The following is a 14,196-nucleotide window of genomic DNA, read 5'->3' on the forward strand; positions in this document are numbered from 1 at the left end:
CAACGACATGCGTGCACAGCGCGCGAAGACCTGGGAACAGGCAAAGGCATTCCTCGACTCCAGGCGCAACGACAAGGGCATCCTGAGCGCCGAGGATACCGCGACATACGAAAGGATGGAGGCCGAGATCGTGGATCTGGGCCACGAGATCGAGCGCCAGGAGCGCATCGAGGCATTCGAGCGCGAGCTGAACGCACACGTGGGCTCTCCCATCACCAGCCGCCCCGATGGAGCACAGAAGGCTGAGAAGAAAGCTGGACGAGCTTCGGACGAGTATCGAAAGGCATTCTGGAACCACCTCAGGCGCCGCGAAAACGCACCAGAACTGCGTAACGCATTGCAGGTGGGAACCGACACCGAAGGCGGCTACCTGGTGCCCGACGAATTCGAACACACCCTCGTAACGGCACTGGAGGAGGAGAACCTGTTCCGCTCAATTGCCAGGATCATCCAGACTGCCAGCGGCGATCGCAAGATTCCCATTTCCGCATCCAAGGGCGAGGCGGCATGGATCGACGAGGAGGGAACGTATCCTGAGAGCGATGACAGCTTCGGGCAGGTGAGCATCAGCGCCTACAAGCTGGGTACGATCATCAAAGTTTCCGAGGAGCTCATCAACGACAGTGTGTTCGACATCGAGAGCTACATCGCCACCGAGTTCGCCCGCCGCATCGGGGCCAAGGAAGAGGCAGCGTTCTTCACCGGGGACGGATCGGGCAAGCCTCTGGGTATCCTCGCGGCCACCGGAGGGGCGCAGATCGGCGTCAACGCGGCTTCCGCAACCGCCCTGCATGCCGACGAAGTCATCGATCTGTATTATGCACTGCGATCTCCGTATCGCAAGAATGCGGTGTGGGTGACCAACGATGCCACCGTCAAGGCGCTTCGCAAGCTCAAGGACGGCAACGGGCAGTACATCTGGCAGCCTTCGCTGACTGCAGGCACCCCCGACACCATCCTCAGCTGTCCGGTGAAGACCTCGGCTTACATGCCCGAAATCGCAAGTGGAGCCAAGACACTGGCATTCGGGGACTTCTCGTACTACTGGATCGCCGACCGCCAGGGACGTACCTTCAAGCGTCTTGGCGAACTGTTCGCCCCGACCGGGCAGGTGGGATTCCTGGGAAGCCAACGTGTGGATGGGCGCCTGATCCTCGGTGAGGCCGTCAAGGTCCTGCAGCAGAAAGCCTAAGGGAGGTAATTGATGTCATACAACACCAAGAACTACCGCGAGCAAGGCGGTGAGAAAACTGTAATCGGCGGCGAGGTGATCCTCGCTGCGAATGCGAAGGTAACCATCGATCCTGCGGCAGTCATCGAAGGGCTGCCCGGTGGAAACTTCACCCCCGCTGCCAGCCAAGCAGATAGCACGGCTACCACCATCGAAGAGCTGGTGCTGGATTTCAATGCACTGCTGGCTAAGCTCAGGAGTGCGGGTCTCATGGCCAGCTGATAGTAAACGATTATGGGGGCATCCCGGTGAGAGCTGGGGTGTCCATCACCTTGATGATGGAGGAAGCGCATGATCGCCAGTATCGCCATGTTCAACACCTACAGCGGCAATTATGAGGACTCTCCTGAGGCCGTAGAGCTCAAGGGCGCTTTCCTCTGTACTGCCGAGGATATCGTGAGCTCGTACCTGGGCTTCGATCCAAAGCAGCAGGAGTATACCGATGTGGTTGCCTCGGGCTCGGGCTCCCGTCGCCTGTACCTACCCTGTCGCAACATCACCGCTGTCCAAGCGCTCACCGTAGGAACGACCGCTGTGGACACTGCCCTAGTAACCGCATGCGACGACCACATTCGCTACATCGACTACGCCACAAAGTTCCCCGTTGGCGAGGACAATATCCGCCTCAGCTACACCGCTGGATGGGAAATCGGGCAGATGCCTTCGGTGATCGTCGTCTCGATCCTACGCATCGCCACGCTCATGCTCAGCGAGACCGGGGGGAACATCGGCCTGACAGGCAAGAGCTTCGCCGACAACAGCCGCACGTTCGTCAACTACAGCAACTACCGCAAGTACCTGCAGCCGCTGGACAGCTTGCGTATCCTGGGGTTCTGACATGTTTGAGAGACGAAAACGGTACAGCACCGAAAGCGTATCGGTCGAGACAGACCTGGCTGAAGCATTAGGGTACCTCGAATCCCTCGGGGTAAATCGGCACAAGGCGATGCGACGTATCCTGGGCGGCATCGGCACGGCCGCAAGAGCCCAGGTACGCAAGGCCTACAAGTCCCAAGGGCTCTCCAAAGGTAGTGGGGCGCTGTACAAGAGCATCAGCCGCCGCGTGATCCGTAGCGGCAAGGCCGTCATCGTCGAGGCGAAGGCCGCCTCCGATAAGACCAAGGTCTTCTACGGCTACGCGCTGGCCAAGGGAGCTCGGATCACAGCAAAGGACGGCGGGTATCTGACCTTCCAAAAGGACGGCAAATGGGTGCGCGTGCACTCGGTGAAGCTTCCCGAGCGCGACTTCGTGGCCGCTCCGGTGAAGAATTACCTGAGCACGACGGCCTTCAAGACGAAACTCGATCAGCTGGTGCAGCGGGAGGTGGCGCGCATCGAAAAGGAGAGTAAACGATGATAACTGAAATGCAGGTGCTTGAAAGGCTCAAGACAGTGATCACCACTGATATGATCGGATTGCAGGAGAGCGAAGAGGGGATTTCCATCGAGCACTTCGATGAGAAAAACATTGAGATCGATTTCCCCGATGTGGACAGTATGCGGCGCCCCACGATGCTCTACATCCAACCCGATTATGAGAACCTTGAGCCGCTAGGAATGCATAGCGACCTGGCCACCATGCGCGCAACCATCTTTCTCCTCTGCAAGAGTGCACCCAACGCGATTCTGGTCAAGCGTGTATTCGCACTGTATGGAGCCCTGTACCTACTCGTACGAGGTGATCCCACGCTGGGAGGATTCATCGAGGACGCGCGCATCACCGACATGGACTACTACCCTGCCGTAACTGCAAGCACGACGGTCACCGCCATCGAGGCAAGCATTGATTTGCAGTGGTCCAAAGAATTCTAAACAAGAGAGGAAACGCATATGGCATTTTACACAGGAACGGGATCGCGGCTTCAGGCGGGCAAGGAAAGCTCCTTCGCCCAAGCGGCCAGTCCCACGACACTGGTCGACCTGACCAGCGAGAGCATCAAGGTGGCTGTCGAGAAAGGTGACGAGGGCTCGCTGCTGGGAAGCAAGACCGCATCAAATAGGGATCTGTTGGCAGTGACGGTGGAGGGCTCGGTGAGCTTCATCCTCCGGCCCGAATCGGCCGGTCTCATCCTGCACGCCGCCCTGGGGGGAGAAGACACCTGCGCCCAGGTGGGAGACTCGGAATCGTACACCCACACCATCGGCCTTTGCGATGTGAACGAGGCACTTCCCAGCCTCACCTTCACCATCGACCGCAAGGCGGCAATCAAGCGCTACGCGGGGTGCACCATCAGCGCCCTCAGCCTGGATTGCGCAGCCGGCGATTATGTGAAGGGCAGCATAGACATCAAGGGGACCACTGAAGAGAACGGAACCATTGAAGAGGCACTGAAGAGCTTCTCCATCCCCTCGTACCGGTGCACCAATGCGACCTTCACGGTCAACGGAAGCACGTACGACATCACCAGCGCATCGTTGAAGATCGACAACGCGCTCGAAAGCTCCCCGCGTACCTATGCCTCGGGCCTGTATGCAGGCAGGCCCCAGCATGGAAAGAGAGCTGTGACCATCAACTTCGAGATCCCCTACAGCGCCGAGGTGGAAACGCTCAAGAGTTCGTACCTGACCAGCGAGGAGAACGCTTCTGTTCAGCTGACCTTCTCATCCCCTACCGCAGGGCACAGCATCACCATCACCCTCTCGCATGTAGCGATCAGCGAGGTGGATGCAAATGTCGGGGGAACGGGCATACTCAGCTCCACCGTTGCAGGCGAGGCACTCAGTGTGGGAGAAGCCGAACCGATAACCATCGTGATCACAGACAAGATTTCCACACCCTACGGAGGATAAGAACCATGTTCATCAAGACAAAACATTATGACACGTGCATACAGAAGGTACGCATCGAAGTGGGAACACTGGTGGGACTGGAGGCGGACGATGAGGCATACATCGTGCTCAAGGAGCTGCCCACCTTGGAGATGCTCAAGCTGAAGGAAGCCTCCGAGCAGGGGGAGAACCAGACGCTCACCCTACTTCGCGACCTGCTTCCCTCAATCCTGGTTGATCACAACTTCTACGAGGATGCGGATGCGAAACGCAAGATGGACAACCGCGAAGTTGCCTCACTGGTGTTCGAGTCGCTGGATCTGACGGTGAAGGTCGTCAACGAATACACCCATGCCGCTTTTTTTTCCCGTGCGGACACCAGCGGAGGCAGATCGCATCTCTCTGCACAGAAGTCTTCAACGGAAGGCGTAGCGCCGAACTCTACCGCGAGTACGGCCACTGGCTCTTCTACATAACCGACATCTATCTGCCCTGCTGCGACTCTGAGAGCGGGGACTTCAGGCACCTGCCATTCGCCGGCAGCCTCATGGACCAGCCGTACATGAGCATGCAGATCCTCAAGCTCATCCAGCTCAACTACCGGCGGCATTTGCATGAGCAGGCTAAGAAAATGACACAAAAACACTAATCACAAGGCGTCCATGGGGCGCCTTTTTCATTGCATAAGGGGAACACGAGTATGGCAGCACAAGCGAAAGTCATCATCAAAGGCCAGAACGATATCGGAGGGGCTGTCAAATCGGCCGCAGCCGACCTGGGAAGCCTCAAGGGTGCTGCAACCAAACTGGGTGGAGTGCTCAAAGGGGCCTTCGCTGCCACTGCGATCATCGCTTCAGTGAAGGCTTTGGGCAATGCAGTATCGGCAACATTCTCCGAGTTCTCCGTAGCCGAACGATCCTACAAGCAACTCGCACTTGCTCTTGGCGACAGCACCTCGTATGAGAAGGTTACCGCCGTGGTCGAGCGGCTGAGCAGTCAGACCCTCTCGGGCAAGGGCGATATCGAATCCATGGTCGCCCAGTTGGCCGCGCTGGGCAAGAGTGCCGACGAAATCGAAAGCATCTCCGAGGCTGCGGTATATCTGTCAAACGTGACGGGCAAGGACCTCAACGGCTCGATGATGAACCTGTTGGATTCGTACACCGGAGCTACCGGAGAGCTGAGGAAGCTTGGCATCGAGCTCGATGGCCTCACCAAGGATGAGCTCGCACACGGAGCGGCGGTCGACAAGGTGATCGATAAACTAGGTACCTACTCGGCAATGATGGCTGATGGGGATACCGCCCAGCACCTGACGAACATGAAGAACACCTGGGGAGACATCCGCCAGCAGGTGGGCGGTATCATCGATTACAACTTCGGTCCGTGGTTGGGAGGCCTCGATGTAGCCTTCAGCGGCATCAAGACCAACCTGACTGCTATCATCAACTACGTGGGGGCGGTGATGAAGAACCTGCCCTCTGCCTTCAAGCTGACGCTGTCCACCGTGTGGGAACTGCTCAAGCGTACCTTCGAGTGGGACTCGCTCAAGCAGATCATCACCACCACAGCCCAGAATATCGGCATCGTCATCAGCGCCATGCTCAAGGCGGTGTTCGAAAGCATTCCCAAGCTGCTGGGCAATGCAGTGGTGGGCATCATCAGCTGGGTCACCTACATCGCGTTGAACATCGAAAGTGCGATCCTGGGGGCATTCCAGAATGCGATCAACAAGGCGGGGGACAAGATCCAGGGCACCTGGGTGGGAAAGATCTTCGGTTTGGGTGACAAGCTGGCAAACCTTGATATGGGAGCCCAGGCGAGCAAGGATGAGGCGACCTTCTACAAGCAGCAAGCCGACCAGAGCTTCGAGAATCTGGGACCGCTGTTGCGTGATGCGCTCACCGATGCGATCGATACCGCCCAGACGGTCGTGCTCAATAGTGCCGACATGGTCTCTTCCCTGTACGGCGATATCGGCCTTGATTTCAAGACTGCACTCGATGAGATTGTCGCACCTGACCTTGAGGCGATCGCCCAGAAGGCCGATGCGGCGAACCAGAGCAAGCTGCTTTCTCAGATCGCTTCCAGTGGCGAGGGTACGGCAGCATCCACAGCCGAGACAGCCGAAAACACCAAGCAGACCGACACCCGCATGGGCTCTCAGATCGCCTCGATGCTCAGTGAAGGATTGACAAGTGTGTTCACCGGCCTGTTCGGGGACGTCACCGGAGGCCTTATGGGAATGGTGGCCACCGAGATGCTGGGAGGGGTTACCGCGATCATATCAACGTTGCAGCCGATCATCGACATCATCTTCAACACCCTCTCTCCCTTGGGCATCCTGCTCACCATCCTCCAAGGGTTCGTCTCGGTGATGGAGCCGGCGCTCACCGCGGTATTCCAACCGCTGGTGGACGTGTTCACCTGGATCGGGACCACCTTGGCAAGTCTGTTCCTGCCGGTCTTGGATGTGCTGCACACAGCCTTCGCCTTGGTGGGAAACATCCTTATGGCGGTCCTTACCCCTGTATTGCAAAGCCTTGCCCCGGTCTTCCAGGTCATCAGCGGCATCATGATGGCATTCTCACCCATCCTGCTGTTGGTGGCCAAGGCGTTCACGATCCTCATGAGCCCACTGCAGTACGTCGCGGACCTGTTGTCGTGGCTCGGAAGCTGGGTGCAGTACCTCGGGTCCGTGATTGCCACCGCGGCCTACAACCTGGTGCACCCGTTCAGAAAGAAAAGCTATGCATCCAGTCCCGGATCCTTTTCCAGCGACGCCTTCAGCGGTCTTGCCGATCGCCTGGCAAACATCGATGCGATCGCAGACCAGGGGAACGTGGCAACCGACGCGGTCTCCACCACCACGGCAGTGGGAAACGCAGGGTATCAGGGAGCGACGCAAGTAACCATCAACATCTACCAGCAGGCGCCGGTCGTCGGCAGCGACGGGATGCGCGCCTTCGCCCAGATGATCCGAGGCGAGTTCGAGCGGCTGGACTACTACGGAGTAACAACCTAGATGAGCATCATACACAGCCCCTCTCTCACCCTCACCTTCCTGGGAGGCGACCTGGAGGCGGGACACTCCTTGGTACAGACGATCGGCGAACAGCATATCGCACGCAGGTCGATCACCTTCCACCAGCAGCTGCTGTCCGGCTTGAAAAGCGCTTCGAATCAGGTTGATCTGCTCTTGGATAAGGCTTGCCTTGCAATCGAGGACATCATTGCCACAGAAGGCGATGTGAAGGCCGTACTTGCCGACGGCACAGAGACCTTGTTCACAGGATATCTCTCGACCAGCTACAACTGGATGCTCACCCACAGCGGAAAGCAAGCGCTGGCGATCACCATCGAGGACACCGGCACGCGGTTGTTGGGAAAAGCCTTCATCGATAGCGGCAGGCACTTGTTCAACTGCATGGCCAGCGAGGCGATCGAGGCGATCTGTACAAGAGCGGGCATCACCGTATCACCGGATTGCATTTCCCTCACTGCACCGGTCACCCGAAGCGTGGATGGATCTGCAACCTGCGGCGAGCTGCTGGACCAATTGGTGTATGAGCTGGGTCATGTGCATTACTTCGATGCACTGGGACACCTCAGGCTCTTCAAGGTGGACTGCACTTCCACTGAGAACCTTCCCACCCTCGATAAGGACGACTTGGTTGTGGTGGGAGGCAAGGCGATCACGCTTTCCAAGAAGATCCGCCAGTACAAGAGTGCGCGGGTTTCATTTACCCGTTTAGGGACGGCAGGCGACTATTTGGTGTACCGCAATACCACAGGAAGAGGGGATGGGCACCCGTATTGTTACCTCAAGCTGGAAGGTGGTGCGCACTTCGACGGCAGTGAAATCTATACCCAAGGAGAGTGGACCGAAGCCCAGACGGACAGCTTTCGCACTCCCGCTCTGATCGAAGCCTGCAACGCCGCTAGTGAGATCGATATCGTGGGATCGAGCGACATCATCGCCGTCTCGAACGTGCGCACCGAGTTCACCGCCGAAAGCGGCTACATCACCGCCAACATCGCTGCGGCAGGCGGTCCGTACCTGCAGGTGGCGGCACACAACAACGGGACGCTGACCTACCACATCACCAGACTCGATGCGTATGCCGACATCATCTATGTGCGTGACACGAACATCGTCAGGACTGCCGACAGTATCTACGAGGGAGAAAACTCGGACAACCTGCTTTCCGAGGAGCTGCTGTTCGTACACGAACGCACCTTGGCCCAAGAGCATGCAAACCTGCTGGGCCAGTTCCACCGCCATGCTGGCAGCCAGTACACCTTCTTCTCTGCTGTCGACTTGAATTGCGGCACCCTGGTACGCCTGATCGACGATGCCTTCAGCGGCCTGAATGTTTCAGTGCTGGTAACCGCACGCACCTTCACCGATGAGAGTGCGGTGTATCGCTACGAGGCGGTGGGCATCTCGGCATTCGACCTGAGTGCCCCAGCCTACCTAGAGGTGCTCGACAGGGGCAAGAACGACACCGTCGGTTCCCCAGGGCTACCGGGGGTAGACGGCTCGTCGTACACCGTATCCATCCAGTCATCCAACGGTTCGATCTTCCGACCCGAGCAGGTCGATACGATCCTAACCTGCCACGTCTTCCAAAACACCACCGAGATCACCGAAGCGCTGGATGCCTCGCGTTTCCAATGGAAGCGCCTCAGTGCCGATGTGGTCGATGACGGGCGGTGGAACACCTCATCAAAGGCAATCGCCCATAAGAGTGTCGAAATCAAAAACGCAGACTGCGTCGGGCGTACGGTCTTCTTCTGTGAGATCGACCTGACCGGCTACGAAGCATAAGGAGCACATACAATGGCAAAGACAAGCGCCAGTTTCACGCTGATGGATTATACCGACGGTATTTCCCTCATCACCGGTATCGACAGCAATCTGCCCCTCACCAGCCTGTACGATACATCGAACCAGACCCTCAATCCTTCGTGGGCAGGAGACACCTCGCTGCAGCTCTCCCCCGTGGTGCGCAAGGCAGGAGGGACCGATGTCGTTTCTACCATGACAGCCAAGGCCTGGAAGCGCCGCATCGCAGGTTCGGCCACCTGGACTACGGTCACCAGCGGTTCCAACGGTGAGACGATCAATGCCACCAGCGGGGTACTCACGGTGAGCGAGGACAAGCTCACGACCGATGTGTGGCAAATCGACTACCAATTCAGCGGCACCTACACCGATCCGGTTCTGAACCTCGCCTTTCCCGTCACGATCGTCATCACCCTCTCGCGGGTGGCAAACGGAACCTCATTCGTGGTCGCCCGGGCCTACGCCACCGGAGGCAGCCAGTTCAAGAACCACAGCCCTTCATCGCTTTCAGTCAAGGCTGAACTCATCCGCGGTACCACCAAGGACACGACAAACCTCGACTACCAGTGGAAAAAATCGATCAACGGGACCGTCTGGGAGGATATCGCAGGAGCAACTGCGGCCGCCTTGACGGTCACTCCTTCCATGGTGGATTCGTTTGCCATGTTCAAGTGCTCGATTCTGGACACCGACGCCACTTCCGACACTTTCAACATCAGCTACGACACCGAAGCCGTTTCGATCCTGGACGTCACCGATCCCTACCAGGCGGTCATCGAGTCCACCGCGGGAAGCTATTTCAAGAACGACACGGGCAGCACCACCCTCATCTGCCGCGTATATCAGAACGGCGAGGAGATCGACGGGACCGGGGTGAGTCTCACCTACACATGGACCAAGACAGACAAGGACGGAACAGCGGTGGCGTTCACCCCCACGGCGGTTGCCCATGGGTCGATCGTGACCACCAAGAAGAAGGCCATCTCCGTCTCGCACGATGATGTGACGGTCAAGGCCACTTATTTCTGTTCGGTCAGCTGACAAAAAGGAGAACACATGGCACTAACCGGCGCAAGTTATACCCTTACATCTCTCAGCGATGCTCCCTCGTACCAACTGCAGTTGACGATGTCTTCTGCCTCCTTGGGGACTTTGGATCTGGCTTTCTACAAGAACGGGTCTTTGTTCACTCCCTCGGTATACGTGCATGCACGCAGCTGGGACGGCAGCAGCTGGGCCCAAAGCGGTGCAAGCGGGACCATGACAGGGGGAGTTCGCTCGTACAGCTATAGCTCGGCGGGTGCCTTCGATGTGCAGATCTACACCGATTCGTCCAAGACCGAGCTGCTGGCCACCTCATTCGTCTCCTATGGTGAGACCGGAGAAGCGGGCTCTGACGGGGCGGCGGGATCCAATGGGCTCAGTGTCACCTCGATCCACCAGTTCACGCTTCTTGAAGAAGGGGTATCACCGGGGGCCGCTACACAGTGGAGTGAAACCTTGCCCGGCCCTTGGTACTACGGCTATGAGTACTGGACGCGCGTCAAACAGGTTTGGAGCGACTCGACTCCCCAAGACCCCCATATCACCTACGCAGAACCGTTTTTGGATGTCGGGGCGAACACGCTGCTGCGCAATTCGATCTCGTTTGCCATCAGGAGCAACCGAAGCACCTATGAGCGCAATGTACGCAGCGTGGAAAACTCGGTCGTGGTTCTCACTGCCGACAGCCGAGGGTACGAGAACGCTACCTTCCAATGGCTGATCAACGCCGAATCCTATGCGGGAGGAGAGCTGACACTCACCATCCCCAAGAGGCAGGCGCCACCCCAGATCGATATCACCTGCACGATGTCTTATACCCGTCTGGGTAGTACCGAGACGATGATACGTTCACTCACCCTCTCGGCCAACGATGTGACCGAGTACACCAAGAGCTACGGGATCCTGGGGGGTCCCGGGACCATCAGCGATACGATCGAAGGGGATTGCTATGTGCTGCAGACGGGAGACGACTATGTACCCCAGGTGTTCGCCAGCGGTTCGTGGATTCCCATCACCAGCCAGAACGCAGCCCAATATCCTGAGGCGATGAGCAAATGCGGCAACGCGGTGCTCCTCGGTGGGGCGAATATTCCCGTCACCTCCACCGCACTGTACGCGTACTATCGTACCCTGTATGCGCAGTCGGCGAATATCGATGTGCTCTCCACACAGGATCTGCAGATTATCGATACCGGACGCATCCGCTCGATGGGAAAGCATGCTATCGGGGATGGGAATTCGGGTTTCATCATCAACAGCGACGGAACCAGCGAGTTCGTCGGTACGGTCATCCGTAACGCCGATCTCTCGGAGACCCGCATCGAGCGCCTTGATGCCGATGTGCTGCGTACCGTCAACGAGGTGCGAACCGGCGAATCATTCAACGGCTCGTTGTCCTCCACCCCGTATTGGGACTTGGGGACGGTGATGGGGGATCTCATCGCCCAGGTCACGCCCAACGCTGTGGTGCACAAGGGCGGCTCGTTCATGGCTACCAAGGTGGAAGGGGGCTCTGTATCCACCGTCTTCGAGAACGTGTTGCATGTCACCTCGTCTGGTGAGCGCGATCAGGACCGCAGCCTGCTCAGCCAGCAGATCACCACGGCAAATGCGGAAACCGCTTTCACCGTCCCCTCCCTGCCTGCTTACACCCAGTCTCCTCTAAAGCTTGGAGGAGTCAACTACCTTGCGAAAATCACCTCCACAGGTGCTGAGGTTGCAGGCAAGAAGCAGTACTCGCTCGATGGAGGGGGCACCTGGACCGACTACGACAGTCGCACACTCGATCATGCGACGGTTGCGGGCAAGACGGTCAAGGTGCGCCAAGTGCTCAGCGGCACCTTGTATGACCCAGGCAGTTGTACGACCGGACGAGTATCTGGCATCAGTTCGACATCCTCATCAACCCCTCACTTGGCGGAGGGAAACGGCAGGATGGTAGTCGCTTGGGGCTCGACGCTCAAATCATTTCCCACCGGGAACGTGGGCTCGGTCTCATCCTATTCGCTGAGCACCGCGTATCCTTCCACCATCGGTCTGGCATTCGGCAATGGTATCTTCCTGGCGCTCTGCTCGGGCTCGGTCCAACGCCGTGTACTCTCAGGTGGAGCGAACGGCACTTCGTGGAGCGAGCTGTCCAGCGAAGCTTACGACAACCTGTTCTTCGCCAATGGATACTTTTACGCCCATGTGCTTGGCGGAGGGGCCTCCGATTGGAAACGCTCGACCAACGGAAGCGGGTGGACAGCCGCAGGTTTCACCTGTGCCCATCCATTCCCATCCTACAATAACGATTTCATGAACTCACGCATCGCATACGGAAACGGCGTCTATATCCAGGTAAGCTATGTCACCCTCTCATCAGCATCGGTGTATCGAAGCACCGATGGGCAGAACTGGAGTGCGATCAATATCGCCGCTACGTGTCCCACCGCCATCGCCTACGGATCCGGATTCTTCATCGCCTATGAATACGGCAGTGCGTATTACTATGTCTCGGGCAACGGAGGAACCACCTGGTCCAAACGCTCCCTGGGCTACACGCCCACCAAGATGGGTTCTGCCGTCTATGCCGCCAGTGGAGCCAATCCCGCTTCGACGGGTACCACGCTACAGCGGGTGTTCTACGCCATCGACAGCGCGGGGTATCTCAGTGCCCTGACGCTGGGTGAGGCAACACCCACCTCCTATACGGCCGGGACACTCAGTGCAGCCTACAACTACAGCGCCTATGATGTGGGAGTGAACCTCCTGGATGGGCAGGGGGCAAAGATCGGCAGCCATACCACGGCCAAGGATTATTATGCCGGTACGTTCATCTTCGATGGGACCAACCTCTCTGCAGCCTTGGGTTCGTACTACTACAAGTTCGCAGGCATCTTCAAAGCCGGCACCCAGGTGGCTGCCGGGGCCTTCGACATGTTCCAAAGCATCGCCATTGCATGGAACCGTATCTACAACAGCATCGAAAGTCCTGTGGCAAGTCCTGCGATCGTAAGCTGGTCGGGAACCAGTTTGACGATAACCGGTGCCGGGGGAGCGACCTCTCGCATCCGCAGCAACGACCTGTTCTCAGCCCTTTCAATCTCCTTCACCGTGATCGCCGAGGCGAAGGGAGCGTACACCAAGGCCCTGTATCCCCAACAAGCAGGCCAATATGACATCGGCGTGTCCTCGAATCCATATGCGAATGTCCATGCGAACACGTTCCATGGGAATCTGCAAGGGAGCGTGAGTGGGAATGTGAGTGGCAACGTCACCGGTAATGTGACGGGAAATGTGAATGCACAAGGCACCCCCAACAAGGTGTGGGGGGCTGTGTGGAACTAGGAGGAACAACCATGCAATGCAATGAATGTGGACGGCAGCTGACCAAGCTGCCCTTCATCTTGGACGACAGTGAGATCGCCGACATGCAACTGGCGATCGACAAGACCAACACCGCGCAGACCGCCCTGAAGGCTGAGGTGTACGCATCCTACCGATTCGAGCAGGAAAGGGACATCTACGCCTACTTCAAGGCGGTCTTCGACGAGATGGCGGAGGGCAGGTTCCTGTATGCCATCTGGGAGCGTCGCGTGCGTAGTCATTACAACTACCCCGAGGGCGAGCTCCTGGTGATCAACGGCGAGTGCTTCGCCCATGAGGAATCGTGATGGGAACCTATAATGATATCAGAAGCCGCTTCGAGGCGATCCAGGAGGCCTTCCGCGTCAACGGTTACCAGCGCTACGACAACTATTATGTGTTCTCCCCGCCTGCTGGCTTCGCCATCGGTCTTCCCATGAAGGCTTCGGACATGAACAGCATGAAGGATGCGCTGCAGGGTAATACCCGCGCGTTTCTGTATACCACCTACCCCATCGCCTCGGTTGCAACGGGAAGTCTGATCAGCGCCAATCTGCTGAGCCAGATCGACCAGTACAAACAGGATATCAATGATCTGCGCGGCTGTGCCAGCTGCAGTAATACGTGCAACTCGACGTGCTACAACGGCTGTCACAACTGCACCGGAGGGTGTACCGGATCATGCACCGGGTGTAGTGGCTGTACCGGTTGTAGTGGATGCTCGGGCAACTGCTACAGTTGCAAAGGAGGACTGTGGTGTGTTTCGTGTCATGGGTGCAGTGGATGCGGAGGATGTAGCGGATGCGGGGGATGCAGCGCAAATTGTCAGAACGCATGCTCGGGCTGCACTTCCTGCAGTACCAACTGCAACGCAGACTGCAACGTAAACTGCTCCGGCGGGTGTAAAAACTCCTGCTCAAGCGGTTGCTCGAACTCATCGCGCATTGGAGGCTGA

Annotated in this window: 13 protein-coding genes; all 13 read left to right on the forward strand. The window is 57.9% G+C overall.

Features of this window, described 5'->3' with window-relative positions; genetic code table 11:
- Nucleotides 1-7: 7 nt before the first annotated feature.
- The 13 genes from MUG09_RS11155 to MUG09_RS11215 all read left to right on the forward strand — a co-directional run bounded on the left by MUG09_RS11155 (nt 8) and on the right by MUG09_RS11215 (nt 14,196).
- Nucleotides 8-1,192: a phage major capsid protein gene (locus MUG09_RS11155; protein ID WP_244771503.1), complete on the forward strand. Its 1,185-nt coding sequence runs from the start codon at nt 8-10 to the stop codon at nt 1,190-1,192.
- 12 nt (nt 1,193-1,204) lie between these two features.
- Nucleotides 1,205-1,453 carry a head fiber protein gene (locus MUG09_RS11160; RefSeq protein ID WP_244771504.1) on the forward strand — a complete coding sequence of 83 codons (249 nt, stop codon included), beginning with the start codon at nt 1,205-1,207 and terminating at the stop codon, nt 1,451-1,453.
- Nucleotides 1,454-1,522: 69 nt separating this feature from the next.
- Nucleotides 1,523-2,068: a hypothetical protein gene (locus tag MUG09_RS11165; protein WP_244771505.1), complete on the forward strand. Its 546-nt coding sequence runs from the start codon at nt 1,523-1,525 to the stop codon at nt 2,066-2,068.
- Nucleotide 2,069: 1 nt separating this feature from the next.
- The gene (locus MUG09_RS11170) at nt 2,070-2,588 is read left to right on the forward strand and encodes a hypothetical protein (protein ID WP_244771506.1); all 519 of its coding nucleotides are present in this window, start codon (nt 2,070-2,072) and stop codon (nt 2,586-2,588) included.
- A complete protein-coding gene (locus tag MUG09_RS11175; protein ID WP_244771507.1) occupies nt 2,585-3,043 on the forward strand; it encodes a hypothetical protein in 459 nt (152 codons plus the stop codon). The genes MUG09_RS11170 and MUG09_RS11175 overlap by 4 nt, the downstream gene beginning before the upstream one ends.
- An 18-nt stretch (nt 3,044-3,061) precedes the next feature.
- The gene (locus MUG09_RS11180; RefSeq protein ID WP_244771508.1) at nt 3,062-4,021 is read left to right on the forward strand and encodes a phage tail tube protein; all 960 of its coding nucleotides are present in this window, start codon (nt 3,062-3,064) and stop codon (nt 4,019-4,021) included.
- A 5-nt stretch (nt 4,022-4,026) separates the two neighbouring features.
- Nucleotides 4,027-4,476 carry a hypothetical protein gene (locus MUG09_RS11185; protein ID WP_244771509.1) on the forward strand — a complete coding sequence of 150 codons (450 nt, stop codon included), beginning with the start codon at nt 4,027-4,029 and terminating at the stop codon, nt 4,474-4,476.
- A gap of 224 nt (nt 4,477-4,700) precedes the next feature.
- Nucleotides 4,701-7,025, forward strand: coding sequence for a hypothetical protein (locus MUG09_RS11190; RefSeq protein WP_244771510.1), 2,325 nt, complete (start codon nt 4,701-4,703; stop codon nt 7,023-7,025).
- Nucleotides 7,026-8,831, forward strand: coding sequence for a hypothetical protein (locus MUG09_RS11195; RefSeq protein WP_244771511.1), 1,806 nt, complete (start codon nt 7,026-7,028; stop codon nt 8,829-8,831). It begins immediately after the preceding gene.
- A gap of 12 nt (nt 8,832-8,843) precedes the next feature.
- Nucleotides 8,844-9,890, forward strand: a complete 1,047-nt coding sequence (locus tag MUG09_RS11200) for a hypothetical protein (protein ID WP_244771512.1) — start codon at nt 8,844-8,846, stop codon at nt 9,888-9,890.
- 15 nt (nt 9,891-9,905) lie between these two features.
- Nucleotides 9,906-13,223: a hypothetical protein gene (locus MUG09_RS11205; protein WP_244771513.1), complete on the forward strand. Its 3,318-nt coding sequence runs from the start codon at nt 9,906-9,908 to the stop codon at nt 13,221-13,223.
- Nucleotides 13,202-13,549, forward strand: a complete 348-nt coding sequence (locus MUG09_RS11210; RefSeq protein ID WP_244771514.1) for a hypothetical protein — start codon at nt 13,202-13,204, stop codon at nt 13,547-13,549. The genes MUG09_RS11205 and MUG09_RS11210 overlap by 22 nt, the downstream gene beginning before the upstream one ends.
- The gene (locus MUG09_RS11215) at nt 13,549-14,196 is read left to right on the forward strand and encodes a hypothetical protein (RefSeq protein ID WP_244771515.1); all 648 of its coding nucleotides are present in this window, start codon (nt 13,549-13,551) and stop codon (nt 14,194-14,196) included. The genes MUG09_RS11210 and MUG09_RS11215 overlap by 1 nt, the downstream gene beginning before the upstream one ends.

The organism is Sphaerochaeta associata (genome assembly GCF_022869165.1).
GTDB lineage: Bacteria > Spirochaetota > Spirochaetia > Sphaerochaetales > Sphaerochaetaceae > Sphaerochaeta > Sphaerochaeta associata.

Excerpts from the sequence above, each read along its gene's own strand:
- MUG09_RS11185 (WP_244771509.1), top strand. The coding sequence starts at position 4,027 with ATGTTCATCAAGACAAAACATTATGACACGTGCATACAGAAGGTACGC.
- MUG09_RS11195 (WP_244771511.1), top strand. The coding sequence starts at position 7,026 with ATGAGCATCATACACAGCCCCTCTCTCACCCTCACCTTCCTGGGAGGC.
- MUG09_RS11200 (WP_244771512.1), top strand. The coding sequence starts at position 8,844 with ATGGCAAAGACAAGCGCCAGTTTCACGCTGATGGATTATACCGACGGT.
- MUG09_RS11190 (WP_244771510.1), top strand. The coding sequence starts at position 4,701 with ATGGCAGCACAAGCGAAAGTCATCATCAAAGGCCAGAACGATATCGGA.
- MUG09_RS11175 (WP_244771507.1), top strand. The coding sequence starts at position 2,585 with ATGATAACTGAAATGCAGGTGCTTGAAAGGCTCAAGACAGTGATCACC.
- MUG09_RS11205 (WP_244771513.1), top strand. The coding sequence starts at position 9,906 with ATGGCACTAACCGGCGCAAGTTATACCCTTACATCTCTCAGCGATGCT.
- MUG09_RS11155 (WP_244771503.1), top strand. The coding sequence starts at position 8 with ATGCGTGCACAGCGCGCGAAGACCTGGGAACAGGCAAAGGCATTCCTC.
- MUG09_RS11165 (WP_244771505.1), top strand. The coding sequence starts at position 1,523 with ATGATCGCCAGTATCGCCATGTTCAACACCTACAGCGGCAATTATGAG.
- MUG09_RS11180 (WP_244771508.1), top strand. The coding sequence starts at position 3,062 with ATGGCATTTTACACAGGAACGGGATCGCGGCTTCAGGCGGGCAAGGAA.
- MUG09_RS11215 (WP_244771515.1), top strand. The coding sequence starts at position 13,549 with ATGGGAACCTATAATGATATCAGAAGCCGCTTCGAGGCGATCCAGGAG.
- MUG09_RS11170 (WP_244771506.1), top strand. The coding sequence starts at position 2,070 with ATGTTTGAGAGACGAAAACGGTACAGCACCGAAAGCGTATCGGTCGAG.
- MUG09_RS11160 (WP_244771504.1), top strand. The coding sequence starts at position 1,205 with ATGTCATACAACACCAAGAACTACCGCGAGCAAGGCGGTGAGAAAACT.